The 23,656-nt window shown below is 67.1% G+C and carries 23 protein-coding genes; 15 read left to right on the top strand and 8 right to left on the bottom strand.

Features of this window, described 5'->3' with window-relative positions:
* The first annotated feature begins 203 nt into the window (after positions 1 to 203).
* Both DIE04_RS16680 and phaR read left to right on the top strand, forming a co-directional pair.
* A complete protein-coding gene (locus tag DIE04_RS16680; protein ID WP_059537451.1) occupies positions 204 to 944 on the top strand; it encodes a 3-ketoacyl-ACP reductase in 741 nt (246 codons plus the stop codon).
* Between the two features lie 119 nt (positions 945 to 1,063).
* Entirely contained in the window at positions 1,064 to 1,630 is a 567-nt protein-coding gene (gene phaR, locus DIE04_RS16675) for a polyhydroxyalkanoate synthesis repressor PhaR (protein WP_006478701.1), read from the top strand.
* Here the strand turns inward: phaR and DIE04_RS16670 are convergent.
* Both DIE04_RS16670 and DIE04_RS16665 read right to left on the bottom strand, forming a co-directional pair.
* Entirely contained in the window at positions 1,561 to 1,983 is a 423-nt protein-coding gene (locus DIE04_RS16670; protein ID WP_124520769.1) for a hypothetical protein, read from the bottom strand. The two genes, phaR and DIE04_RS16670, sit on opposite strands and share 70 nt — an antisense overlap.
* Entirely contained in the window at positions 1,980 to 2,234 is a 255-nt protein-coding gene (locus tag DIE04_RS16665) for a hypothetical protein (protein ID WP_124485713.1), read from the bottom strand. Before DIE04_RS16665 ends, DIE04_RS16670 begins: the two co-directional genes overlap by 4 nt.
* A gap of 276 nt (positions 2,235 to 2,510) precedes the next feature.
* Between DIE04_RS16665 and rimO the strand changes: the two genes are divergently transcribed.
* From rimO to DIE04_RS16645, 4 genes are all read left to right on the top strand, one after another.
* Positions 2,511 to 3,872 (top strand): 30S ribosomal protein S12 methylthiotransferase RimO, encoded by a 1,362-nt coding sequence (rimO, locus tag DIE04_RS16660; RefSeq protein WP_044848901.1) that lies wholly within the window; start codon positions 2,511 to 2,513, stop codon positions 3,870 to 3,872.
* 3 nt (positions 3,873 to 3,875) lie between these two features.
* Complete coding sequence (locus DIE04_RS16655; RefSeq protein ID WP_124521684.1) at positions 3,876 to 4,802, top strand: sugar kinase; 927 nt, start codon at positions 3,876 to 3,878, stop codon at positions 4,800 to 4,802.
* A 206-nt stretch (positions 4,803 to 5,008) separates the two neighbouring features.
* The gene (locus tag DIE04_RS16650; protein ID WP_124521686.1) at positions 5,009 to 5,551 is read left to right on the top strand and encodes a hypothetical protein; all 543 of its coding nucleotides are present in this window, start codon (positions 5,009 to 5,011) and stop codon (positions 5,549 to 5,551) included.
* Between the two features lie 113 nt (positions 5,552 to 5,664).
* Positions 5,665 to 6,846 carry a cystathionine beta-lyase gene (locus DIE04_RS16645; RefSeq protein WP_124521688.1) on the top strand — a complete coding sequence of 394 codons (1,182 nt, stop codon included), beginning with the start codon at positions 5,665 to 5,667 and terminating at the stop codon, positions 6,844 to 6,846.
* 88 nt (positions 6,847 to 6,934) lie between these two features.
* Here the strand turns inward: DIE04_RS16645 and serB are convergent, their stop codons facing one another.
* Entirely contained in the window at positions 6,935 to 7,780 is an 846-nt protein-coding gene (gene serB / locus DIE04_RS16640) for a phosphoserine phosphatase SerB (protein WP_124485412.1), read from the bottom strand.
* Positions 7,781 to 8,031: 251 nt separating this feature from the next.
* Positions 8,032 to 8,979 carry a LysR family transcriptional regulator gene (locus tag DIE04_RS16635; RefSeq protein WP_124521690.1) on the bottom strand — a complete coding sequence of 316 codons (948 nt, stop codon included), beginning with the start codon at positions 8,977 to 8,979 and terminating at the stop codon, positions 8,032 to 8,034.
* A 123-nt stretch (positions 8,980 to 9,102) separates the two neighbouring features.
* Here DIE04_RS16635 and DIE04_RS16630 point away from each other — a divergent pair, with 123 nt between their 5' ends.
* The 3 genes from DIE04_RS16630 to DIE04_RS16620 all read left to right on the top strand — a co-directional run bounded on the left by DIE04_RS16630 (position 9,103) and on the right by DIE04_RS16620 (position 11,658).
* Positions 9,103 to 10,119: a zinc-binding alcohol dehydrogenase family protein gene (locus tag DIE04_RS16630; protein WP_124485414.1), complete on the top strand. Its 1,017-nt coding sequence runs from the start codon at positions 9,103 to 9,105 to the stop codon at positions 10,117 to 10,119.
* 261 nt (positions 10,120 to 10,380) lie between these two features.
* On the top strand, positions 10,381 to 10,932 hold the full coding sequence (locus DIE04_RS16625; protein ID WP_124485415.1) for a DUF6013 family protein: 552 nt from the start codon (positions 10,381 to 10,383) through the stop codon (positions 10,930 to 10,932).
* A 252-nt stretch (positions 10,933 to 11,184) separates the two neighbouring features.
* Positions 11,185 to 11,658, top strand: coding sequence for a PliI family lysozyme inhibitor of I-type lysozyme (locus DIE04_RS16620; protein ID WP_124485416.1), 474 nt, complete (start codon positions 11,185 to 11,187; stop codon positions 11,656 to 11,658).
* Positions 11,659 to 11,689: 31 nt separating this feature from the next.
* On the opposite strand, the gene DIE04_RS16615 is transcribed toward DIE04_RS16620, so the two are convergent.
* Complete coding sequence (locus DIE04_RS16615) at positions 11,690 to 12,493, bottom strand: ABC transporter permease (protein WP_124485417.1); 804 nt, start codon at positions 12,491 to 12,493, stop codon at positions 11,690 to 11,692.
* A complete protein-coding gene (locus tag DIE04_RS16610; RefSeq protein ID WP_124573122.1) occupies positions 12,490 to 13,194 on the bottom strand; it encodes an ATP-binding cassette domain-containing protein in 705 nt (234 codons plus the stop codon). Before DIE04_RS16610 ends, DIE04_RS16615 begins: the two co-directional genes overlap by 4 nt.
* Positions 13,195 to 13,346: 152 nt before the next feature.
* Between DIE04_RS16610 and DIE04_RS16605 the strand changes: the two genes are divergently transcribed.
* Both DIE04_RS16605 and DIE04_RS16600 read left to right on the top strand, forming a co-directional pair.
* On the top strand, positions 13,347 to 15,653 hold the full coding sequence (locus DIE04_RS16605) for an AsmA family protein (protein ID WP_124485419.1): 2,307 nt from the start codon (positions 13,347 to 13,349) through the stop codon (positions 15,651 to 15,653).
* 133 nt (positions 15,654 to 15,786) lie between these two features.
* Positions 15,787 to 17,379, top strand: a complete 1,593-nt coding sequence (locus DIE04_RS16600; RefSeq protein WP_044848912.1) for an ABC-F family ATPase — start codon at positions 15,787 to 15,789, stop codon at positions 17,377 to 17,379.
* 256 nt (positions 17,380 to 17,635) lie between these two features.
* On the opposite strand, the gene DIE04_RS16595 is transcribed toward DIE04_RS16600, so the two are convergent.
* A complete protein-coding gene (locus DIE04_RS16595) occupies positions 17,636 to 18,001 on the bottom strand; it encodes a hypothetical protein (protein ID WP_044848913.1) in 366 nt (121 codons plus the stop codon).
* Positions 18,002 to 18,269: 268 nt separating this feature from the next.
* Here DIE04_RS16595 and DIE04_RS16590 point away from each other — a divergent pair, with 268 nt between their 5' ends.
* The 3 genes from DIE04_RS16590 to DIE04_RS16580 all read left to right on the top strand — a co-directional run bounded on the left by DIE04_RS16590 (position 18,270) and on the right by DIE04_RS16580 (position 21,732).
* A complete protein-coding gene (locus tag DIE04_RS16590; RefSeq protein WP_124485420.1) occupies positions 18,270 to 19,706 on the top strand; it encodes an aldehyde dehydrogenase family protein in 1,437 nt (478 codons plus the stop codon).
* A gap of 128 nt (positions 19,707 to 19,834) precedes the next feature.
* The gene (locus DIE04_RS16585) at positions 19,835 to 21,025 is read left to right on the top strand and encodes a nitronate monooxygenase family protein (RefSeq protein WP_124521694.1); all 1,191 of its coding nucleotides are present in this window, start codon (positions 19,835 to 19,837) and stop codon (positions 21,023 to 21,025) included.
* 65 nt (positions 21,026 to 21,090) lie between these two features.
* Positions 21,091 to 21,732 (top strand): OmpW family protein, encoded by a 642-nt coding sequence (locus tag DIE04_RS16580; protein WP_044848916.1) that lies wholly within the window; start codon positions 21,091 to 21,093, stop codon positions 21,730 to 21,732.
* Between the two features lie 75 nt (positions 21,733 to 21,807).
* Here the strand turns inward: DIE04_RS16580 and DIE04_RS16575 are convergent, their stop codons facing one another.
* Positions 21,808 to 22,011: a DUF1289 domain-containing protein gene (locus tag DIE04_RS16575; protein WP_027784516.1), complete on the bottom strand. Its 204-nt coding sequence runs from the start codon at positions 22,009 to 22,011 to the stop codon at positions 21,808 to 21,810.
* A gap of 547 nt (positions 22,012 to 22,558) precedes the next feature.
* On the opposite strand from DIE04_RS16575, the gene DIE04_RS16570 reads away from it, so the two are divergent.
* On the top strand, positions 22,559 to 23,653 hold the full coding sequence (locus DIE04_RS16570; protein WP_124485422.1) for a polyamine ABC transporter substrate-binding protein: 1,095 nt from the start codon (positions 22,559 to 22,561) through the stop codon (positions 23,651 to 23,653).
* Positions 23,654 to 23,656 lie beyond the last annotated feature (3 nt).

The following is a 23,656-nucleotide window of genomic DNA, read 5'->3' as shown; positions in this document are numbered from 1 at the left end:
GCCAAGCGCGATGCGAAGCGCGGGCTGGCGTCGCTGTGCATCGGCGGCGGGATGGGCGTCGCGCTCGCGGTCGAGCGTCCGTAACCGGTCGTCCGTCACTGCCAAACCAATCCGGGCGCCGGCCGATTGCGGCTTCGGCCGGTGCCACGTGAAGTCAGAGGGGCCTCCGGCGGCTCTCGAAACCAAAAAATGGAGTGAGATTTATGTCTCAGCGAATTGCGTACGTAACGGGCGGGATGGGCGGCATCGGCACCAGCATCTGCCAGCGTCTGTCGAAAGACGGCTTCAAGGTGGTCGCGGGTTGCGGCCCGAACTCGCCGCGTCGGGTGAAGTGGCTCGAGGACCAGAAGGCGCTCGGCTACGATTTCATCGCGTCGGAAGGCAACGTCGGCGACTGGGACTCGACCAAGGCAGCGTTCGACAAGGTCAAGGCTGAAGTCGGCGAGATCGACGTGCTGGTCAACAACGCGGGCATCACGCGCGACGTCGTGTTCCGCAAGATGACGCATGAAGACTGGACGGCCGTGATCGACACCAACCTGACGAGCCTGTTCAACGTGACGAAGCAGGTGATCGACGGGATGGTCGAGCGCGGCTGGGGCCGGATCATCAACATCTCGTCGGTGAACGGCCAGAAGGGGCAATTCGGCCAGACGAACTACTCGACCGCGAAGGCCGGCATCCACGGTTTCACGATGTCGCTCGCGCAGGAAGTCGCGACGAAGGGCGTGACGGTCAACACCGTGTCGCCCGGCTACATCGGCACCGACATGGTGAAGGCGATCCGTCCGGACGTGCTCGAGAAGATCGTCGCGACGATTCCGGTGCGGCGTCTCGGTGCGCCGGAGGAAATCGGCTCGATCGTCGCGTGGCTCGCATCGAACGATTCCGGCTTCGCGACCGGCGCCGACTTCTCGCTGAACGGCGGCCTGCACATGGGCTGAACGTCCGGGCTGCGCAGGCCGGACCGGCCGTGCAGCCTGGCGTTTCCGAAGGCCCCCGCCTCCCGGAACCGGGAGGCGGGGATTTGTCACTTGCGCTACGCTGCACCCAAAGGCGTTACATGACTACTACAAAGAAAACGGCCGAGCGGCTCATCAAGAAGTACCCGAACCGCCGGCTCTACGATACCGAGACGAGCACGTACATCACGCTGACCGACGTCAAGCAACTCGTGCTGGAACAGGAGGACTTCAAGGTCGTCGACGCGAAATCGAACGAAGACCTGACGCGCAGCATCCTGCTGCAGATCATCCTCGAGGAAGAGAGCGGCGGCGTGCCGATGTTCTCGTCGTCGATGTTGTCGCAGATCATCCGTTTCTACGGTCATGCGATGCAGGGCATGATGGGCACGTACCTGGAAAAGAACATCCAGGCGTTCATCGACATCCAGAACAAGCTCGCGGATCAATCGAAGAACCTGTACGAAGGCAACGCGATGAATCCGGAAGTCTGGTCGCAGTTCATGAACATGCAGGCGCCGATGATGCAAGGGATGATGACGAGCTACATCGAGCAGTCGAAGAACATGTTCGTGCAGATGCAGGAGCAGATGCAGAATCAGGCGAAGTCGATGTTCAGCACGTTCCCGTTCAAGCAACCGGGCACGCCGGAGCCGGAGAAGAAGTAACGATGTCGCGGCAGGCTGGCCGCGGCGGCATGCGCCGCCGGACGGTCGGCGCCGCGACGTGTGGCGGTGAAATCAAACTGATCGTGTGCTCGGGCGCGACGGTGGTTGGCGGCCCGCCGCCGCTTGATGTCGCCGTCGGTCGTTCCTGATCGTCGGCACCAGATGCCTGTGCCCCTGCGCGGGGCGGGCATGACCGTCTTCCGGTCGATCGAATTCCAGATACTCAAGACAAGCGCGGCTGGTGTTGCGCCTGTTCGGCGCGCGTTCGTGCCGGTCAGGGCCGGTGCCGTTGCGTCGGGTCCGTGCAACGGCACCTTGCTGCAAAGCGGGAGCAGTTCGCCCGTATCGCTCAAAGCGCCGGATCGAAGTCCTGATGATCGTCGGCCGGAGGCAGATCGAGTACGAGCTTCACCGCACAGTAGTTGGCCTTCAGCGAAAACACGCGGCCGATCACGAGAAACGTCTGCGGCGAATTCTCGAGCTCGACGAAGTCGCCAGGCTGCGGTACGTGGGCGCCCTGGTCATAGGAAAAGCTGGTGCTGGTCTGCTCGCCGATGGTTTCGGCGGCGTGCTCGGTGAATTCGATCGTGATGTGGGTGGTCATGCGAACCCCGTTGGGTAGGAAGTGGATGCCGCGATTTTCGCATAGCGGCGGGGCGGCGCTGGGGCGATTACTGGGCGGTGGCGCGGGGATGATCGGGGCCGTTGGATCATCACCGGAGGCATGAAAGGGTTGGATCAATCGTCCGTGGCGGCTCGATGCGCCCGCGCGCGCCGCATATTGGGGTGCCATCCACGGCACTCCGTCCGCCGGTTTTGCCTCGCTGACCCATAAATAGCTGTAAACTCACGCTTTTGCCGCCACGCCCCCACATTCCAGATGTCCCAGTCCCCCAAAGTAGGCTTCGTGTCGCTCGGGTGCCCGAAAGCCCTCGTCGACTCCGAACAAATCATCACGCAGCTGCGTGCCGAAGGTTATGAAATCTCCGGCACCTACGACGGCGCCGACCTCGTCGTCGTCAACACCTGCGGCTTCATCGACGAAGCCGTGCAGGAAAGCCTCGACGCAATCGGCGAAGCGCTGACCGAGAACGGCAAGGTGATCGTCACCGGCTGCCTCGGCGCGAAGTCGAGCGCGAGCGGCTCGAACCTGATCGAGGAAGTCCACCCGAAGGTGCTCGCCGTCACCGGCCCGCACGCGGTGGGCGAAGTGATGCAGGCCGTGCATTCGCACCTGCCGAAGCCGCACGACCCGTTCACCGACCTGGTGCCGGCGGCCGGCATCAAGCTCACGCCGCGTCACTACGCATACCTGAAGATTTCCGAAGGCTGCAACCACCGTTGCACGTTCTGCATCATCCCGTCGATGCGCGGCGACCTCGTGTCGCGCCCGGTCGCCGAAGTGATGCTCGAAGCCGAGAACCTCTTCAAGTCCGGCGTGAAGGAACTGCTCGTGATCTCGCAGGACACGAGCGCATACGGCGTCGACGTGAAGTACCGCACCGGCTTCTGGAACGGCAAGCCGATCAAGACGCGCATGACCGACCTGGTCGCCGCGCTCGGCGAACTCGCCGCGCAGTACGGCGCATGGGTGCGCCTGCACTACGTGTACCCGTATCCGAGCGTCGACGAAGTCATTCCGCTGATGGCCGAAGGCCCGTTCAAGGGCCACGTGCTGCCGTATCTCGACGTGCCGTTCCAGCACGCGCATCCGGACGTGCTGAAGCGCATGAAGCGCCCGGCGAACGCCGAGAAGGTGCTCGAGCGCGTGCAGAAGTGGCGCGAGATCTGCCCGGACCTGACGATCCGCAGCACGTTCATCGCCGGCTTCCCCGGCGAGACGGAAGAACAGTTCGAAACGCTGCTCGACTTCATCCGCGAGGCGGAACTCGATCGCGTCGGCTGCTTTGCGTATTCGCCGGTCGAAGGCGCGACCGCGAACGAACTCGACGGCGCGCTGCCGGACGAGGTGCGCGAAGAACGCCGCGCGCGCTTCATGGAAGTCGCCGAGGAAGTGTCGGCGCGGCGCATCCAGCGCAAGGTCGGCAAGACCCTCAAGGTGCTGATCGACGAAGTCGGCGAGGAAGGTGGCATCGGCCGCACGGCGGCGGATGCGCCGGAGATCGACGGCGTCGTCTACGTCGAGCCGGCGACCAAGGCGTCGAAGCGCTACAAGGTCGGCGATTTCGTGTCGGTGAAGATCACGGGCGCGGACGGCCACGACCTGTGGGGCGAGGTTTAAGCGATGACCGCCGCACTGCCGCAGATCCTCGCGCTCGGCGAGGCGATGATCGAATTCAACCAGTCGCAGCCGGGTCGGCCGGAGTTCCTGCAAGGCTTCGGCGGCGACACGTCGAACTTCTGCATCGCCGCGGCGCGCCAGGGCGCGTCGACGGGCTTCGTGTCGGCGATCGGCGACGATCCGTTCGGCCGGCTGCTGACCGAGATGTGGGTGGCGGAGCACGTCGATACGACGTACGTGCGGATCGACCGCGCGGCGCCGACCGGCGTGTATTTCGTCACGCACGGCGCTGACGGCCACCAGTTCGACTATCTGCGCGCGGGTTCCGCGGCGAGCCGCTACGCAGTGGCCGATCTGCCGCTCGATGCGCTGGCCGCGGCGCGGGCCGTGCACCTGTCGGGCATCAGCCTCGCGATCGGCACGGCCGCGTGCGACGCCGCGTTCGCGGCGATCGACCACGCGCGCAGCAACGGCGCGCAGGTCAGCTTCGACACGAACCTGCGCCTGAAGCTGTGGCCGCTGCCGCGCGCCCGCGCGGTGATGCGCGAAGCGCTGCGCCAGACGGACATCTGCCTGCCGAGCTGGGACGACGTCACGGCGCTCACCGGTGCGAACGATCGCGACGCGATCGTCGATGCGATGCTCGAGCACGGGCCGCGGGTCGTCGCGCTGAAACTCGGCAAGGAAGGCGCGTATGTCGCGACGCCGAACGAACGGCGCGTGGTGCCGGGCTTCGCGGTCGAGGCCGTCGACGCGACGGGCGCGGGCGACTGCTTCGGCGGTGCGTTCGTTGCGCGGATCGTCGCAGGCGACGATCCGTTCGCGGCCGCGCGTTATGCGAACGCGGCGGCGGCACTGTCGACGACCGGCTACGGTGCGGTCGCACCGATTCCGCGCCGCGACGCGGTGGAACGCCTGATGCAGGGCTGACGCGGCTCTCGCACGCCGGCTACGCGACGTGTTCACTCGAACGCCCGGATGACGGGCGACGTGAACGGCTGGCGAGCGGTGTGCGTACCGCGCTCGGCGCCTGCGCATCGGTGGTCGCCACGTGCGCGTGGCGATCGATGTGCAGCGGCGACGCGCAGCATGTCGCCGCGATTTTCGAGCGAATCTGAAGCAAGGAGCAACACAAGGTGGGTCGATATTCGCAATGGCAACGGGCGCTGGTGATTGCCGGCGCGCTGGCGGCGGGCCTCACGATGCCGGGCGTGGTCGCGGCACAGGCTGCCGCGCCGGGCGCGCAGCAGGATGAAGCGGCGCCCGCCCGGCCGCTGCGGCCGAATCGGGAATTCGCCCGCCTGCCGCGTTACGAAGGCACGCTCGGCGATCGGCCGATCGTCGTGCATCTCGGCCCGAAGACGGACGAGGCGGGCGTGCACGGCGAATACCAGTTCACGGACACGGGCGAGGTGGTGCTGCTCGCCGGCGATCGGGACGGCGACACGCTCGAGATCGAGGAATCGAACGACGGCACGAACATCACGGGCGTGTGGATCGGCCGCTTCGACGCGACGGGCGAGCTGAAGGCCGACCGGATGAACTCGGACGAATCGGATCCGCAACCCGTCGTGCTGCGCCTGGCGCCGGGCAAGCGCGCGGCGCTGCAGGTACGCGACGGCCGCGTGCAGGAAATCGAGACGGTCGGCAACGTTGTCAATCTGCGCGCCGACGACTGAGCGCGCGCTGGCTCGGCGCATGCGGCGCGCATTGTACCGGGCCAACCGCGCCGATTTTGGCTAACCTAGCGACCTATTCCGCAACCGAACGGCCTTTCTCCGGGCCTCCTGCCATGACTGCATCCACTCCGAAGCGCGCACTCCAGACCCGCATCGTTCAACCCGACGACAACATCCCGGATGGCTTCCGTTCGTTCGTGCCGCCGGTCGAGCGTGCATCGACGGTCGTGTTCCCCGATCTCGCGACGATGCGCGCGCTGGTGTGGCACGACGACAACCAGTGGCGCTACGGGCTGCATGCGACCCCGACGTCGCTCGCGCTCGCGCAGCGGCTCGCCGAGATCGAAGGCGGCTCGCATGCGCTGCTGCAGCCGTCGGGTCTCGCGGCGATCATGAACGTCTATTTCGGGATCGTGAAGGCGGGCGACGACGTGTTGATCCCGCACAACGTCTACGGGCCGAATGCCGATCTCGGCAACTGGCTCGCGAAGGATTTCGGCATCACCGCGCGCTTCTACGATCCGCTCGTCGGCGCCGGCATTGCCGACCTGATCCAGCCGAACACGCGGCTGATCTGGATCGAGGCGCCGGGCTCGGTGACGATGGAAGTGCCCGACGTGCGTGCGATCACGGCGGTCGCGCAGGCGCGCGGCATCGTCACCGCGATCGACAACACGTATTCGGCCGGGCTCGCGTTCAAGCCGTTCGAGCATGGCGTCGACATCTCGGTGCAGGCGCTGACCAAGTATCAATCGGGCGGCAGCGACGTGCTGATGGGCGCGACGATCACCGCGAGCGCGGCGCTGCAGGCGCAACTGAAGCTCGCCCGGATGCGCTGCGGGATCGGCGTGTCGGTCGACGACTGCTCGCTCGTGCTGCGCAGCCTGCCGAGCATGCAGGTGCGCTTCGATGCGCACAGCAAGAGCGCGCTCGCGCTCGCGCAGTGGCTGAAGGCGCGCCCGGAGATCGCGGCCGTGCTGCATCCGCAACTGCCGGACTGTCCGGGGCACGCTTCGTTCATGCGCGACTTCACCGGCGCGGGCGGGCTGTTCTCGGTGGTGTTCGACGAGCGCTACAGTGCCGAGAAGATCGATCGTTTCGTCGAGGCGCTCGAGCTGTTCGCGATCGGCTGGAGCTGGGGCGGCGCGTGCAGCCTCGCGATGCCTTACGACGTGGCGTCGATGCGCCCGGACTGGCCGCATCGCGGCACGCTGGTACGCTTCTACGTCGGTCTCGAAGACGAAGCCGACCTGCGCGCGGATATCGAGCGCGCGATGCAGTCCACGCTCGGCTGAGCACCGAACCCCGAGCGGAACAGCAAAACGCCCGCGCGATGCAACATCGCGCGGGCGTTTTTCATGGGCGGCTTGCGCGGATCGGAAATCAGAACAACCGCAGCAGCCCGTCGAGGCCGACGTGGTCGAATGCGACGGTGGCCGCATCGCGCACGACGGGCTTCGCGTGGAACGCGACCGACAGCCCGGCTTCGGCCATCATCTTCAGGTCGTTCGAGCCGTCGCCCATCGCGATCGCACGGCTCGGCTCGATGCCGAGCGATGCGCAGGTGTCGCGCAGCAGGCGCGCCTTGACGTCGGCGTTGACGATCTCGCCGAGCACCTTGCCGGTCAGCTTGCCGTCGACGATCTCGAGCGTGTTCGCGTGCGCGAAGTCGAGGCCGAGGCGCGCCTTCAGGCGCTCGGTGAAGAACGTGAAGCCGCCCGACACGAGCAGCGTCTTCAGGCCCGCGGCCTTCACGCCGGCGAGCATCGTCTCCGCGCCGGGCGACAGCTGCAGCCGTTCCTCGTACACGCGCTCGAGCGCCTGCGCGTCGAGCCCCGCGAGCAGCGCGACGCGGCGCGTGAGGCTTTCGTTGAAATCGCGGATCTCGCCGCGCATCGCCGCCTCGGTAATCTCGGCGACCTGCGTCTTCAGCCCGCAGAAATCGGCGATCTCGTCGATGCATTCGATCGTGATCAGCGTCGAGTCCATGTCCATCACGACGAGCCCGAACTCGCCGAGCGTGCGGCCGGCTTCGACGAAGCCGAAGTCGAGCGCATGCGTGCCGCAGTACGCGTCGATGTCGAGACGCTGCGCGGGGTTGGCGTTTTCGATGCGCAGCGCGTGATCGTCGGTCTGCACGATGCGGGTGCCGCGCGACAGCGCGAGCAGCGGTTTGTGATGCGCGTCCGACAACGGCGCGAGACTCTGGATGACGAGGTTGTGGGTCATGACGGAATGTTTGGAAGCGAATGAAACGCGTGCGCGGCCGGCATGCGGCCGCCTGCGAACGCGGGCCCCGTTCGGCGTCGGGCCGTTGCGTCGCGAACGCGCCATTGTAGCCGGTTGGTATCCGATCGCGACCGGATCGCCGCCGGGAACCGGCGCTGGCGCCGTGCCGGGTGCCGCACGCACGGCGATTTGGCGGACGGTGCGGGCTACTCGGGCTACTCGGGCTACTCGGGCTATTCGGGCTATTCGGGCTATTCGGGCGATTGCCGGTCGCGATCCCAGTAAGGCGGATCGCCGAAGTGTTCGGCCAGGAACGCGATGAACGCGAGCGTCTTCAGCGGCACGTGTGCGCGGCTCGGATAGACGGCCCAGATCGCGACGTCGTTCGCGAACGGGTAGTCGTCGAGCACGGTGACGAGCGCGCCGCTCGCGAGCAGCGGGCCGACGTCCCAGGTCGACTTGATCGCGATGCCGAAGCCGTCGACGAGCGCTTCGCGGATCGCCTCGCCGTTGCTCGCGACGAGCCGGCCGCCGACCCGCACGGTGAGCGGGCCTTGCGGCGTGACGAACGACCAGTCGCGCTGGTCGCCGAGGATCACGCATTCGTGCTGCGCGAGGTCGGCCGGATGGCGCGGCGTGCCGTGTTCGGCGAGATACGCGGGCGAGCAGCACAGCACGCGCCGGTTCGTGGCGAGCCTGCGCGCGACCAGCGTCGAATCCTTCAGCGCGCCGAGGCGGATCGCGACGTCGTAGCCGTCGTCGACAAGGTCGACGATCTCGTCGGACAGCCGCAAGTCGAGCGACACGGACGGGTAGCGGCGCAGGAACGCGGGAATCACGGGCGCGACGTGCTGGCGGCCGAACGACGACGACATCGACACTTTCAGCCGCCCGTACGGCTCGCTGCGGCCGTGGCCGACCGAGGCGCGCGCGGCATCGGCGGCCGACAGCAGCGCCTCGGCGCGGGCCATGAAGACTTCGCCGTCCTGCGTCAGGCTGATGCGGCGCGTGGTGCGATGCAGCAACCGCGCGCCGAGCTGGCGCTCCAGCTGCGCGATGCGCGCGCTCGCGACCGCGGCCGATACGCCGAACTCGCGCCCGGCCGCGCTCACGTTCGCGAGCAGCGCGGCGCGCACGAACAGGCCGACGTCGAGCAGGTCGAGCGGCTTGTCGGGGGCTGCAATCGGATCGGACGTCATTATTCTGAAATTCCTGAAAATGTTTCAGGAAATATAGCGGTTTTCTCGAATGATCGGGGCGCCTACGATGGCATGCATGGGGCCGCGCCGCGGCCCGCCCGATTTCCCTGAAGGAGTTTCGTGATGAAAGCCGTTGGACTGACCCGTTACCTGCCGATCGACGACCCGCAGGCGCTCGTCGACGTGGAACTGCCGCAACCGGTGCCGGGCCCGCGCGACCTGCTCGTGAAGGTCGAGGCGATCTCCGTGAACCCGGTCGACACCAAGGTGCGCGCGCCGAAACCGCAGGTCGAGGAGACGCCGCGCGTGCTCGGCTGGGATGCGGCCGGCACGGTCGTCGCGGTCGGTGCCGAGGTCACGCTGTTCCGGCCGGGCGACGAGGTGTTCTACGCGGGCAGCATCACGCGGCCCGGCGCGAACAGCGAATTCCACGCGGTCGACGAGCGGATCGCCGCGCTCAAGCCGCGCTCGCTCGATTTCGCGGCGTCGGCGGCGTTACCGCTCACCGCGCTGACCGCCTGGGAGGCGCTGTTCGACCGGCTGCGCGTGTCGCCTCAGGGCGCCGACGCGGGCAAGTCGGTGCTGATCATCGGCGGCGCGGGCGGGGTGGGTTCGATCGCGATCCAGCTCGCCAAGACGCTCGCCGGGCTGCGCGTGATCGCGACCGCGTCGCGGCCGGCGTCGGCCGAATGGGTGCGCTCGCTCGGCGCGGACGACGTGGTCGATCATTTCGGCGACCTGCCCGCGCAACTGCGTGAAATCGGCCACCCGAGCGTCGACTACGTGCTGATCTTCAACGACACGGACCGTCATTTCCCTGCCGCGGCGGAAGTAATCCGCCCGCAGGGCGGCATTTGCACGATCGTCGAGAACGAGAAGCCGATTCCGGTCGAGCAACTGAAGGCGAAGAGCGCCGCGTTTCACTGGGAATTCATGTTCACGCGTGCGATGTTCGAGACGCCGGACATGATCGAGCAGCACAAGATCCTGAGCGAGGTGGCGCGGCTCGTCGACGGCGGCACGCTGCGCACGACGCTCGGCGAACAGCTCGGCACGATCAACGCCGCCAACGTGCGGCGCGCGCATCAGCTGCTCGAAGCCGGGCGCGCGATCGGCAAGCTGGTGCTGAGCGGCTTCTGAGTGCCGCAGACCCGTCGCTTCGCGCCAGGCGCCGATGGGCATCCCCCAAGGGGACTTCCTTCGGGGCGGAAAACCTGGGTCTGCCCGGCGTGTTCCCGAGCGCCGGCGTCGCGCGTACGGGATGCGGCGTCGCGAACGCAAGCGGGGTAACACCCGATGCGTTTGCGGCGCATTGCATGCCGCTTGGCGGTAGACTGGCAACGCATCATGCATCGAAAACCGCGCGGCACGCGCGTGCCGCCGCATTACAAGGAGGTCAGCATGAGCCAACGCAGCTTGTCAGTCGCCGCATCGTGGTCTGCCGTGTTCGCGGCGGCGTGCGTCAGCGCGAGCGTATTCGCGGCGCCGCCGGTCAAGGGCAGCCTGAAGGGCGGCGGGACAGGGCAGCTCGAATACACCGTCAAGGTCGATTCGAAGACCTTCGGCAATACGCAGGAGACCCGCAAGATCCGCTCGGGCGAAACGGACGACTTCAACTGGAAGTCGGTGCCGCCGGGCGGCGCGGTCGCGATGCCGGACGGTTGCCCGAACGCCGACAACCTGCCGCGCGACGCGAACGGCGCGATGGTGCGCCAGACCCAGGTGCGGCTCGCGCCGTCGGTCGACGCGAAGGGGATCGCGAACGTGCAGATGAGCTTCCAGGCCGCTGCGCCGAAAGGCACGCGCAACGTGAGCGCGGGCGGCAAGTCGCTGCAGTGCCCGGATGTCGTGTCGGTGAGCCAGGTCAAGTGGGTGTCGATTTCGACCAATGGCGGCTCGAAGTCCGTCTCGATGAGCGACGGCACGAAAGTGACGGTGTCGATCAAGCGCTGAGCGGTGCGCGCGGGCCGGCAAGACGTCCGGTGCGTGCGCAACCAACCGCGATGCGTATCCGGTGATCCGGGCAGTGCCGCGCGTGACGGTTTCGTGGCGCGCGGCTTCGCGTATTTCCGTTGTTTGAGGTTTGATGTGCGTCGTGTCCGGTGCGCACCGACAGCGCGGCCATTCGCCCCCCGGCGCGCGTGACGTGATGCGGATGTCGCGCTATCCTCCCGGGCTTCTCCCTCTTCCCCGTACGACATCCCGATGAAACATTGCATGCGCGCGCTGCTGTCGGCCGCTGCGTTCGTCGCCACTCATGCGCAGGCAGCCGACGATTGCAGCTTCGCGAAGAAAGTCGAGCTGCCGTCGCGACAGCAGGTCGCCGTCGTGTCGAGCGGCGCACTCGAGCCGTGTTCGACCGGCAGCTATGCGGTGCGCGTGTATTCGACCGCGCATGCCGCGCCCGGCTTCGATACGGACGACTACGTAACCGGTGTGCTGCATGCGCGTGACGGCACCGTCGCCGACGCCTTCACGGCCGACCTCGGTGCGCGTGCGCCGCAGGCGCTCGTCGTCACGACGCGCTCGGCCGGCAGCGGCGGTTATGTCGGCGCGCAGGCCTATGTGACGACACCACGCGCGGTGCGGCTCGTCGCGTCGGTCGACGGGCTGGCACCCGATGCCGACGTCAAGGCCGCGTTGCGCCAGGCCCTCGGCAAACGCCGCAGCGCCCGCTGACCGCACGCCGCGCGGGTCGCGGCGCCGCGCGTCAATGCGCGCGTTCCTCGAGCCGCGATGCGAGAAAGCGGTGATCGGCGGAGAACAGCCGGCGATACGTCATCAGCACCGCGCCGACCGTGCCGAGCGCGGACGCCGCGGCGATCAGGAACATGATCACGATCTGGTAGCGCACGGCCTGCAGCGGCGACTGGCCGGCCAGCACCTGGCCGGTCATCATCCCCGGCAGGCTCACGACACCGACGACGGCCATCTGGTTGAGCGTCGGCAGCATGCCCGCACGCACGGCCTGGCGCGCGGCGTCCTGCGCGGCTTCCCAGCGCGTCGCGCCGAGTGCGAGCGCGGTCTCGACGCGGTCGCGCCGTGCCGTCAGTTCCTCCATCATCCGTTCGACGCCGAGCGACACGCCCGTGAGCGTATTGCCGAGGATCATTCCGAGGATCGGGATCGCATATTGCGGCGTGTACCACGGATGAATGCGGATCACGACGAACAGCCCGATCGCCGCGACGAACCAACTGCTGAACCAGATGGACGCGATGCTGTCGACGCGCTGTCCGCGATACGTGCGCTTGCCGCGGCCGGCGCCCGCAAAGCCCGCGATCAGCGTCATCAACGCGGTCAGCGGCAGCACGACGGTCCAGTGCGGATGGCCGAACACCCAGCCGAGCACGTAGCCGATCGCGAGCAGCTGCACGACGGTGCGCACGGCGGCGAGCGCGAGCTTGCGCCCGAGGCCGAGCGACAGCGCCGCGGAGATCGCGCCGTTGACCGCGACGAGCGCGGCGGCGATGCCGACGTCGACGAGACTCAGATCCTGCAGTGCCGGGCTCATCGTGCCGCCTCCGTCGTGCTCGCGGCGGCGTGCAGCACGCCGGCCTGCATCACGAGCCGCGTCGTGCCGATCCGTGCGGCCTGCGCCGGATCGTGCGAGATCCACATGCAGGCGCGCGCATCGGGGGCCGCGTCGAACCAGGCGCCGACGAGCGCTTCGATCGCGCGCGTGGAGTCGGGGTCGAGCGCGGACGTCGGCTCGTCGAGCAGCAGCACGTCGGGGTCGAGTTGCAGCACGCGCAGCAGCGCGGCGATCTGCGCTTCGCCGCCCGACAGTTCGCTCGCGCGCTTGTCGAGAAAATCGGCGCCGCGACCGGCGCGGGCCACGAGCGCTTCGGCGCGCGCACGGTCGAACGTCGCGTCGCGATAGATCGCGAGCGAGTACGGATAGCGCAATTGCGCCTCGACGGTGCCGTCCATCTGCGCGGGTCGCTGGCGCACGTAGGCGACGCTGCGCCGGTAGCGCGGAATCGCATTGCGCCTGATCCGCTTGCCGCGCCACAGGATCTGACCGCCGTCGAGCGGATCGAGCAGCGCGAGCGCGCGCAGCAGCACGCTCTTGCCGGAACCCGATGGTCCGGTGATAGCAATTCGCGATCCCGCGGCGAGGCTGAAGTCGGTCGGCGCCAGCAAAGTCTTGCCGCTGCTGGCGTCGCGGCGCGTGATGTGCTGCGCATCGATGAGACCGGTCGGGGCTGTCATGTCGAAAATGAAAAAAAGCGTTAATGGCGCCGAGGCGTCGTCGGAGCGTGCGTCATAATACAGATTGAAAAGCCGCCAGTGTCGTGCTTCGTTCATTCACGCACGTGGCCCGACATGGCGTGCACATTCTGCATAACAACAACGGAATCGCCATGACGCTAGCCCGAGCCATCGGCAAATCGGCTGCATGGATCGTCTGCATCGTCGCACTGATCATCGCGGCCGCCGGCATTTTTATCGTCACGTTCGACTGGAACCGCGCGAAACCGTGGGTCAACGAACATGTGAGTACCGCGCTTGGCCGTTCGTTTGCGATCAACGGCGATCTCAAGGTCGGCTGGCGTCGCCCGGACGGCGAGACCGGCTGGCGTGCATGGGTACCCTGGCCGAGCTTCTCGGCCACGCAACTCGAGATCGGCAATCCGGACTGGGCGAAGGGGCCCAGGTTCGCCACGGTCGATGCCGCGCATTTCGATCTCGCCATCCTGCCGCTCCTCGCGCACGAAATCGTCATTCCGTCGATCGATGTCGTCAATCCCGCGGTCGACCTCGAGCGGCTCGCCGACGGCCGCAATACGTGGACCTTCCAGTTCAAGCAATCCGCGCAACCGTCGCCGTGGAAGGTGCGGCTCGACAGCTTCGGGTTCGCGAAGGGCATCGTCACGTATCGCGATGCGATCACGAAGGCCGATCTCACGGTCGCGATCGATACGCTCGGCCAGCCGATTCCGCTCGGCGACGTGCTGAAGGAACAGGAACAGACGTCGCGTGCGGCATCGGCCCAGCGCGTCGGCAAGCACGGCGCCGCGCAATTGAGCGCGAAGGCGAATGCGGAAGCCGCATCGGGTGCGTCGGCGCCGCAGGCGGCGAGCGGGGCGTCTGCCGTTGCGGCGTCGGGAGTGTCCGGCGCCGCTCCGGCTACTTCGGTTTCCTCTGCATCGACGGCCCCGCCGGCATCCGGCGCGAGTGGTGCGTCAGGTGCATCCGGTGCGTCGGCGGCCGCCGCGCCCGCGAAGCCGTCCGGCCCGACCTATGCGTTCGGGCTCAAGGTCGACGGCCGCTACAAGAACGTGCCGATCAGCGGCACCGGCAAGGTGGGCGGCGTGCTGGCGATCGAGAAGTCGACGCAGCCGTTCCCGCTGCAGGCCGACGTGAAGGCCGGCGACACGCGGCTCGCGATCGTCGGTACGCTGACCGACCCGATGCATCTCGCGGCGCTCGACCTGCGGTTATGGCTGCAGGGCACGTCGATGTCGCACCTCTACCAGATTACCGGCATCACGCTGCCCGACACGCCGCCGTATGCGACCGAAGGGCGGCTGATCGGCAACATCAAGCAGAACGCCAGCACGTTCCGCTACGAGGACTTCAACGGCCGCGTGGGCGGCAGCGATCTGCGCGGTACGCTCACCTGGGCGCAGCGCGAGCCGCGGCCGAAGCTGTCGGGCGAGCTCGAGTCGAAACTGCTGCAGTTCTCCGACCTCGCGCCGGTGATCGGCGCCGACACGGCCGCGAGCAAGGCCAAGCGCGGCGACACGACGCGCCAGCCGCCGGACCGCGTGCTGCCGGTTTCGAGGTTCCGCACCGAGCGCTGGAGCGCGATCGACGCGGACGTGAAGTTCACCGGCCGCAAGCTGATCAAGAGCCCGCAGCTGCCGATTACCGACCTGTACACGCACGTTCTGCTGCAGGACGGCGTGCTGACACTCGAGCCGCTGAAGTTCGGCGTCGCGGGCGGCACGCTCGCGACCACCGCGCATCTGGACGGCAGCCGCACGCCGCTCAAGGGCCGCTTCACGCTGTCCGCGCGTCACCTGAGGCTCAAGCAGCTGTTCCCGACGCAGAAGGTGATGCAGACCGCGCTCGGCGAGATCAACGGCGATGCGTCGCTGTCGGCGACCGGCAACTCGCCGGCCGCGCTCGCGGGTACCTCGACCGGCGAAGTGAAGGCGCTCATCACGGATGGCCGCATCAGCCTGCTGCTGATGGAGGCGGCGGGGCTGAACGTCGCGAACGTCGTCTACGAGAAGCTGTTCGGCACTCGCGACGTGAACATCAACTGCGCGGCGATCGACTTTGTCGCGACCGACGGGATGCTCGACCCCAAGGTGTTCGCGCTCGATACGGACGATGCGCTGATCAACGTCGACGGCCCGGTCAACCTGCGCGACGAATCGATCGACCTGAAGATCCACCCGCACACGAAGGGTTTCCGGGTCTTCTCGCTGCGCTCGCCGCTGTATGCGAAGGGCACGTTCAAGAACCCGAAGGTCGGCGTCGACGCGGGCGCGCTCGCGCTGCGCGCCGGCGCGATGGTCGGGCTCGGCCTGATCAACCCGTTCGCGGCGCTGGTTCCGCTGATCGCGCCGAGCAACAACCGCGACGTGCCGTGCGCGGAGCTGTTCGGGCAAATGAAGGAGAAGGCGGCGCAGAAGCGCGCGGTGAAGGAAGGCAAGTAGGGGCCCCGAAGGGAGGCGCCGGCGCCGCGCGCGGCGGCCCGGCTGGCGGGGCCGGAACAGTGCGGTCGGCAGTTTCTCCGACACCTGCTAAAATACACGGTTTTCCGTCGATTTCTCTCTTACGGGACCTGCCGTGCTTTCTACTGCCAACATCACGATGCAATTCGGGCCGAAGCCCTTGTTCGAGAATATCTCGGTCAAATTCGGCGAGGGCAACCGCTATGGTCTGATCGGCGCGAACGGCTGCGGCAAGTCGACCTTCATGAAGATCCTGGGCGGCGACCTCGAGCCGAGCGCCGGCAACGTCGCGCTGGAGCCGAACGTGCGCCTGGGCAAGCTGCGCCAGGACCAGTTCGCGTATGAAGACGTGCGCGTGCTCGACGTCGTGATGATGGGCCACACCGAAATGTGGGCCGCGATGACCGAGCGCGACGCGATCTACGCGAACCCGGAAGCCACCGACGACGACTACATGCACGCGGCCGAGCTCGAAGGCAAGTTCGCCGAATACGGCGGCTACGATGCCGAGGCGCGCGCGGGCGCGCTGCTGCTCGGCATCGGCATCGAGGAGAAGTTCCACAACGGCACGATGGCCGACGTCGCGCCGGGCTGGAAGCTGCGCGTGCTGCTCGCGCAGGCGCTGTTCTCGAAGCCGGACGTGCTGCTGCTCGACGAACCGACCAACAACCTGGACATCAACTCGATCCGTTGGCTCGAGCACACGCTCAACGAGTACAACTCGACGATGATCATCATCTCGCACGATCGTCACTTCCTGAACTCGGTGTGCACGCACATGGCCGACATGGACTACGGCACGCTGAAGGTCTGGCCGGGCAACTACGACGACTACATGCTCGCATCGGCACAGGCGCGCGAGCGCCAGGCCGCGGCGAACGCGCGCGCGAAGGAACGCGTGGCCGAGCTGCAGGACTTCGTGCGCCGCTTCTCGGCGAACAAGTCGAAGGCCCGCCAGGCAACGAGCCGCGCGAAGCAGATCGACAAGATCAAGATCGAGGAATTCAAGCCGTCGTCGCGTCAGAACCCGTTCATCCGCTTCGAGTTCGAGAAGAAGCTGCACAACGTCGCGGTGGTCGCCGAAGACATCACGAAGAAGTACGAGCGCACGATCTTCCAGAACTTCAACCTGTCGGTGCAGCCGGGCGAGCGCATCGCGATCATCGGCGAGAACGGCGCGGGCAAGACGACGCTGCTGCGTTCGCTGCTCGGCGCGCTGCAGCTCGATCACGGCACGGTGAAGTGGTCGGAGAACGCGAACGTCGGCTACATGCCGCAGGATACGTACGAGGAGTTCCCGAACGACATCACGCTGATGGACTGGATCGACCAGTACCGCAAGGACGGCGACGACGAAACGATGGTGCGCGGCACGCTGGGCCGCCTGCTGTTCTCGTCGGACGACATCAAGAAGTCGGTGAAGGTGCTGTCGGGCGGCGAGAAGGGCCGCATGATCTGGGGCAAGCTGATGCTCGGCCGCCACAACGTGCTGCTGATGGACGAGCCGACCAACCACATGGACATGGAGTCGATCGAGTCGCTGCAGATCGCGCTCGAGCAGTTCGAAGGCACGCTGATCTTCGTGTCGCACGACCGCGAATTCGTGAGCGGGCTGGCGAACCGGATCATCGAAGTGCGCACGGACGGCACGCTGTTCGACTTCGGCGGGAATTACGAGGAGTTCCTGACGAGTCAGGGGCAGGAGTAATTGCCCGGGCGGCCATGCCCGACCTGATGTACCGGAAGCCCGCCAGGTGCAAGCCTGGCGGGTTTTTCGTATCCGGGCAGATGTTCGCCGTTACCGGATCGGCACGACGGCCATTGAAGGGAAAATGTCAGGTCGGGTGCGGCACCCTCGATGACGATTCGACGCGGCGGCGCCGTTTCCGGCCGGCAGGCGCTGCGACCGCAACCGGCGCATCACCTCGCCCGCCGCCCGGTGCCCGCCGCCCTGTGCCGTCGCATCAATCCGCGAGCCGCTTGTCGGCGAGCGCCTTGCAGCAGTCTTCGTACACCCATTGCACGAGTTTCGCCCGGTAATCGAGATCGTCGGTATCGACGATTTCCTCGACCGCGTCACGCGCCCACGACGCGTCGACGAAGTCGGCGTGCCGCTTGGCGATGTCCTGCGCCAGTGCGGCCAGCTTCGCGATCGCGAGCCAGTCGGCCTGCCGGTGATGGCGGTCGAGCCAGCGGTGTGCGGCCTGCACCTGGAACGATGCGTCCGGCCAGGTTTCGTTCAGGTAAAACGCGCCGAGATTGCCGCAGGTGAGCCAGCACAGCAGCTCCAGGCGATCTTGCGAGCCGAGGATATGGGATGCGTCGGTCATGGCAGCGCTCACGAAGGCATCGATTCCGGGTGGCGCGGCCTGCAGCGGCCGGCGCCGATACTAAAAACATAGCACGATGCGGGCCACGTCGTGCGGCCTCGTGGCGTGCCGGCGTGGCGCGGATGCCGCAGCCGCGGGCGTCCGGTATCCGGCACCCGCTCGCCGGCGCCCGTGCGGACCGTTCGGCGGCGCTCGCGGTCTGGTCCGGCGTCATCGCCGGGCGGCGCCACACTCGTTAGAATGGCCGTTTTCCGGGAGACAGGAAGCGATGAAAATCTACAACCAGTTCTACATCGACGGTGCATGGCGCAAGCCGGCCGGAACGGGCACGATCGACGTGATCGACTCGGGCACCGAGGCCGTGATCGGCCGGATTCCGGAGGGCACGGCCTCGGACGCGCAGGACGCGATCCGCGCGGCGCGCGCGGCGTTCGACGCGTGGGCCGCGACCCCGGCCGCGACGCGCGCGGGCTACCTGCGCAAGATCGTCGAGCGTCTGCAGGCGCGCAGCGAGGAACTCGCGCAGTCGATCACCGGCGAAGTCGGGATGCCGATCAAGCTGTCGCGTGCGATCCAGGTCGGCGGCCCGATCTACAACTGGAAGGCGTACGCGAAACTCGCCGAATCGTTCGAATTCGAGGCGACGGTCGGCAACTCGCTGGTGGTGCGCGAGCCGGTCGGCGTCGTCGCGGCGATCACGCCGTGGAACTACCCGCTCAACCAGGTCACGCTGAAGGTCGCGCCGGCGCTCGCGGCCGGCTGCACGGTCGTCCTGAAGCCATCCGAAGTCGCGCCGCTCAACGCGTTCATGCTCGCGGAGGCGATTCACGAAGCGGGCCTGCCGCCGGGCGTGTTCAACCTCGTATGCGGTTACGGCCCGGTCGTCGGCGAGGTGCTGGCGACCGATCCGGACGTCGACATGGTGTCGTTCACGGGTTCGACGCGCGCCGGCAAGCGCGTTGCCGAACTCGCGGCCGCGGGCGTGAAGCGCGTCGCGCTCGAACTGGGCGGCAAGTCGGCGTCGGTGATTCTCGACGATGCCGATTTCGCGACGGCGGTGAAGGGCACGGTCAACGCGTGCTACCTGAACGCGGGCCAGACCTGTTCGGCGCACACGCGGATGCTGGTGCCGGAAGCGCGCTACGACGAGGCGCGCGCGCTCGCGAAGGCGGCGGCCGAAGCGTATGTCGCGGGCGACCCGCGCCAGGAAACGACGCGCCTCGGCGCACTCGCATCGGCCGCGCAGCAGCAGCGCGTGCAGGCCTACATCCAGCGCGGGATCGACGACGGCGCGGAACTCGTGACGGGCGGCACGGGCCTGCCGGAAGGGCTCGCGAAGGGCTTCTTCGTGAAGCCGACGGTGTTCGGCCGCGTCGATCCGAAATCGACGATCGCGCAGGAAGAAATCTTCGGGCCGGTGCTGTCGATCATCACGTATCGCGACGAAGACGAAGCCGTGCGCATCGCGAACGATTCGCCTTATGGGCTCGGCGGCGCGGTGTGGGCGGGCAGCGACGAACGCGCGATGCGCGTCGCGCGCCGCATCCGCACGGGGCAGGTCGACATCAACGGCGGCACGTGGAACAGCGCCGCGCCGTTCGGCGGCTACAAGCAGTCGGGGCACGGCCGCGAGAACGGTGTGTACGGGCTCGAAGAGTATCTCGAATACAAGTCGATGCAGCTCAAGCCGGCGAATCCGGCCTGAGCGTCGCACCGCGCTTGAACCGAAACGGCACGCTCGCGTGCCGTTTTTTTATTGACGGCCGTCAAGATGCGCGTCGGTGGATCGTCGATCATCGCGTTTCCGATTTCCGATGTTTCGACGAGGTTCAGATGACCGCACGCACTTCCTTCCCGCCGCTCACGATTCGCGGCCGCGCGTTGCTGCCCGTGGTGCAGGGCGGCATGGGCGTCGGCATCTCCGCGCACCGCCTCGCGGGCAGCGTCGCGCGCGAAGGCGCGCTCGGCACGATCGCGAGCATCGACCTGCGTCACCACCACGCGGACCTGCTCGCGCGCTGTCGCGCGAATCCCGACCGCGCGACGCTCGAGGCCGCGAACCTCGACGCGCTCGCGCGCGAGATTCGCCTCGCGAAGACCTACGGCGAAGGCCGCGGGATGATCGCGGTCAACGTGATGAAGGCGGTGCGCACGCATGCGGACTACGTGCGCGTCGCGTGCGACGAAGGCGCGGACGCGATCGTGATGGGCGCGGGCCTGCCGCTCGATCTGCCCGATCTCACGCAGGGGCGCGACATCGCGCTGATCCCGATCCTGTCGGACAGCCGCGGGATCGCGCTGGTGCTGAAGAAGTGGATGAAGAAGGGGCGGCTGCCGGATGCGATCGTGATCGAGCATCCCGCGCATGCGGGCGGCCACCTCGGGGTCACGCAGATCGACGACATGCACGATGCGCGCTTCGATTTCGCGCGCGTGCTCGACGAGGCCGCGCAGGTGATGGCGTCGCTCGGCCTGGCGCGCGACACGATCCCGCTGATCGTCGCGGGCGGGATCAACAGTCACGACTCGGTGCGTGCGGCGCTCGCGGCCGGCGCGAACGGCGTGCAGGTCGGAACGCCGTTCGCGGTGACGGAGGAAGGTGACGCGCATCCGAACTTCAAGCGCGTACTGGCCGACGCGCTGCCCGACGACATCGTCGAATTCGTCAGCGTGACGGGGCTGCCGGCGCGCGCGGTGAAGACACCGTGGCTCGATCGTTACCTGCGCAACGAAACGCGCATTCGCGACAAGCTCGGCGCGTTCAGGCAGCGCTGCCCGACCGCGCTCGAGTGCCTGAGCGTCTGCGGGCTGCGCGACGGCATCGAAAAGTTCGGTCATTTCTGCATCGACACGCGGCTCGCGGCCGCGTTGCGAGGCGACGTCGCGAACGGCCTGTTCTTCCGCGGCCGCGAAGCGCTGCCGTTCGGCAACGCGATCCGCAGCGTGCGCGATCTGCTCGACCTGCTGCTGACGGGCCGTGCCGCGGCGACTGCGACAAACCGTCCGAGGTTTACGCTGGCTTGACGGATATCAAAACGACGAAAAGACCCTACGAGGAAAATGGAATGCATTCTTCAGGGGTCTTTACCATGCATAAAACGATTCGAACATGTGTCACCGCTGCCGCCGTCGCGGCGAGTCTGGTCACGATGCCCACGCTGTCGCACGCGGCGTCGCCGGGCGACGGGATCAACCAGGGTGACGTACTGGTCCGCCTGCGCGCGATCAGCATCCAGCCGAACGAGCGCGCGAGCGACACGCTCGGCGCGATCAACACCGGCGTGAACAACGCGATCGTGCCGGAACTCGACTTCACCTACATGATCCGCGACTACCTGGGCGTGGAGCTGATCCTCGGCACGTCGCGGCACCAGATGACGTCGAGCCTCGGCAATCTCGGCGGCGTGGGCGTGCTGCCGCCGACGCTGCTGCTGCAGTACCACTTCAACCATGCCGGCAAGGTGCGTCCGTACGTCGGCGCGGGCCTGAACTACACGTACTTCTACAACAACGGGCTCAACGTCGGCGGGGAAGGCGTGTCGATCAACAAGAGCAGCTTCGGTCCGGCGCTGCAATTCGGCGTCGACGTGCAGTTGACGAAGAAGGTGTTCATGAACGTCGACGTGAAGAAGATCTGGATGAGCACCGATGCGACGCTCGGCGACAAGGGCATCGGCACGCTGCACATCGATCCGCTGATCGTCGGCGTGGGCGTCGGGATGAAGTTCTAACGGTTCGCGGACAAGAACAGAGTTGGGGTTGGCGGCATGGCAGTCGGCATGCCGCTCTTTTTTTGTGCGGCCGGTTTACAGCTTGTCGTACTGGAAGCGCATCGCGGTGCCTTCGCGCGTAATGCGCTCCCACACGGCCCGCTTCTCGTCGTCGCTCAGGAACACCCAGTTCGACACTTCGCCGGCCGTGCGGCCGCAGCCCTTGCAGACTTCGTCGAAGAGGGTCGAGCACACGCCGATGCAGGGGCTGTCGGGCAGGTCGTGGAGATTGGAGGCCATCGGGAGGGTTCGCGCAGTGAGATCGTCAGGGCGTCATTTTAATGCATCGGGACGGGGCAGCCGGCGGACGCCGCTAGCGTGCCGTACGGTCGCGTTGCCGTGACGGTGCGGCCGGTCGGCCGAACGGTTGGACGATGGCCGGATCGCCGTCGGCGACGGCTGGCCCGCCGTGCCGGACAGGGCCGGGCACGGCGCGCGGCGCGTGTCGCAGCGCGTCGCGATTTCACCGGTGAAACGGCCGCATGCACCGCGCGTCGCGCGGGCCGCTTGTGCTGCATGCGGCACGCGGTTTCGCCACCGCTTTCTTTTCCCGATGGACAGACGCCGATTACCCGATAGAATTCCCCCGGAACGCCCCGCTGCGCGGGCCGCCCGAGCGGCCGGCGGCGGGAATCTGTTCCGTTTGCGCGACACGGGCATGATTTTTTTGTGACGGAGCGCGAATGGTGGTAGCGTTCGGGGTTTTCGAGGGGCGGCGTGCCGGAACGCGCCGCCATGACGAGGCAGACGGCAGCCGGACAAGCGGTCCGGCCGGAGGGAGAACGGGATGAAAGCAAACGTAGTGGGCCGGTTCGCAGCGCTCGCGCTGTGCGTGGGTGCATCGGCGGCGGCGGCGAAGGATACGCAGCTCAATGTCTATAACTGGTCGGACTACATTGCGAAGGACACGATCCCGAACTTCGAGAAGCAGGCGGGCATCAAGGTCCGCTACGACAATTACGACAGCGACGACACGCTGCAGGCGAAGCTGCTGACGGGCAGCTCGGGCTACGACATCGTCGTGCCGACCAGCAACTACGCGGGCAAGCAGATCGCCGCCGGCATCTTCACGCCGCTCGACAAGTCGAAGCTGCCGAACCTCAAGTACCTCGATCCGCAACTGATGGCGCTCGTCGCCGGCGCGGACCCGGGCAACAAGTATTCGGTGCCCTGGGCGTACGGCACGACCGGTCTCGCATACAACCTGACGAAGGCGCAGCAGGCGCTCGGCAAGGTCCCGCTCGACAACTGGGACATCCTGTTCAAGCCGGAAAACATCTCGAAGCTGAAGACCTGCGGCGTGTCGGTGCTCGACGCGCCGGACCAGATGTTCGCGGCGGCGCTGCACTACATCGGCAAGGATCCGATGAGCACGAACCCGGCCGACTACAAGGCCGCGATGGAGGTGCTGAAGAAGATCCGCCCGTACATCACGCAGTTCAACTCGTCGGGCTACATCAACGATCTGGTCGGCGGCGACATCTGCTTCGCGTTCGGCTGGTCGGGCGACGTCGTGATCGCGAAGCATCGCGCGATCGAGGCGAAGAAGCCGTACAAGGTCGAGTACTACATTCCGAAGGGCGGCGCGCCGGTCTGGTTCGACGTGATGGCGATCCCGAAGGACGCGAAGAACAAGGACGCCGCGCTGCAGTGGATCAACTACATCGAGGATCCGAAGGTGCACGCGGCGATCACGAACGCCGTGTACTACCCGAGCGCGAACGCCGAGTCGCGCAAGTACGTGCGGCCCGACGTCGCGAACGATCCGGCCGTCTATCCGCCGGCCGACGTCGTGAAGACGCTGTTCCTGCTCAAGCCGCTGCCGCCTGAAATCCAGCGTCTGCAGACGCGTCTGTGGACCGAGCTGAAATCGGGCCGCTGAAGC

Source organism: Burkholderia sp. Bp8994 (assembly GCF_003853805.1).
GTDB lineage: Bacteria > Pseudomonadota > Gammaproteobacteria > Burkholderiales > Burkholderiaceae > Burkholderia.
This window is presented reverse-complemented; position numbering and strand designations above follow the sequence as displayed.

Bases quoted from the DNA above. Each gene is read 5' to 3' on its own strand.
- DIE04_RS16680 (WP_059537451.1), top strand. From the start codon at position 204: ATGTCTCAGCGAATTGCGTACGTAACGGGCGGGATGGGCGGCATCGGC.
- phaR (WP_006478701.1), top strand. From the start codon at position 1,064: ATGACTACTACAAAGAAAACGGCCGAGCGGCTCATCAAGAAGTACCCG.
- DIE04_RS16665 (WP_124485713.1), bottom strand. From the start codon at position 2,234: ATGACCACCCACATCACGATCGAATTCACCGAGCACGCCGCCGAAACC.
- rimO (WP_044848901.1), top strand. From the start codon at position 2,511: ATGTCCCAGTCCCCCAAAGTAGGCTTCGTGTCGCTCGGGTGCCCGAAA.
- DIE04_RS16655 (WP_124521684.1), top strand. From the start codon at position 3,876: ATGACCGCCGCACTGCCGCAGATCCTCGCGCTCGGCGAGGCGATGATC.
- DIE04_RS16645 (WP_124521688.1), top strand. From the start codon at position 5,665: ATGACTGCATCCACTCCGAAGCGCGCACTCCAGACCCGCATCGTTCAA.
- serB (WP_124485412.1), bottom strand. From the start codon at position 7,780: ATGACCCACAACCTCGTCATCCAGAGTCTCGCGCCGTTGTCGGACGCG.
- DIE04_RS16635 (WP_124521690.1), bottom strand. From the start codon at position 8,979: ATGACGTCCGATCCGATTGCAGCCCCCGACAAGCCGCTCGACCTGCTC.
- DIE04_RS16630 (WP_124485414.1), top strand. From the start codon at position 9,103: ATGAAAGCCGTTGGACTGACCCGTTACCTGCCGATCGACGACCCGCAG.
- DIE04_RS16625 (WP_124485415.1), top strand. From the start codon at position 10,381: ATGAGCCAACGCAGCTTGTCAGTCGCCGCATCGTGGTCTGCCGTGTTC.
- DIE04_RS16620 (WP_124485416.1), top strand. From the start codon at position 11,185: ATGAAACATTGCATGCGCGCGCTGCTGTCGGCCGCTGCGTTCGTCGCC.
- DIE04_RS16615 (WP_124485417.1), bottom strand. From the start codon at position 12,493: ATGAGCCCGGCACTGCAGGATCTGAGTCTCGTCGACGTCGGCATCGCC.
- DIE04_RS16610 (WP_124573122.1), bottom strand. From the start codon at position 13,194: ATGACAGCCCCGACCGGTCTCATCGATGCGCAGCACATCACGCGCCGC.
- DIE04_RS16605 (WP_124485419.1), top strand. From the start codon at position 13,347: ATGACGCTAGCCCGAGCCATCGGCAAATCGGCTGCATGGATCGTCTGC.
- DIE04_RS16595 (WP_044848913.1), bottom strand. From the start codon at position 18,001: ATGACCGACGCATCCCATATCCTCGGCTCGCAAGATCGCCTGGAGCTG.
- DIE04_RS16590 (WP_124485420.1), top strand. From the start codon at position 18,270: ATGAAAATCTACAACCAGTTCTACATCGACGGTGCATGGCGCAAGCCG.
- DIE04_RS16585 (WP_124521694.1), top strand. From the start codon at position 19,835: ATGACCGCACGCACTTCCTTCCCGCCGCTCACGATTCGCGGCCGCGCG.
- DIE04_RS16580 (WP_044848916.1), top strand. From the start codon at position 21,091: ATGCATAAAACGATTCGAACATGTGTCACCGCTGCCGCCGTCGCGGCG.
- DIE04_RS16575 (WP_027784516.1), bottom strand. From the start codon at position 22,011: ATGGCCTCCAATCTCCACGACCTGCCCGACAGCCCCTGCATCGGCGTG.
- DIE04_RS16570 (WP_124485422.1), top strand. From the start codon at position 22,559: ATGAAAGCAAACGTAGTGGGCCGGTTCGCAGCGCTCGCGCTGTGCGTG.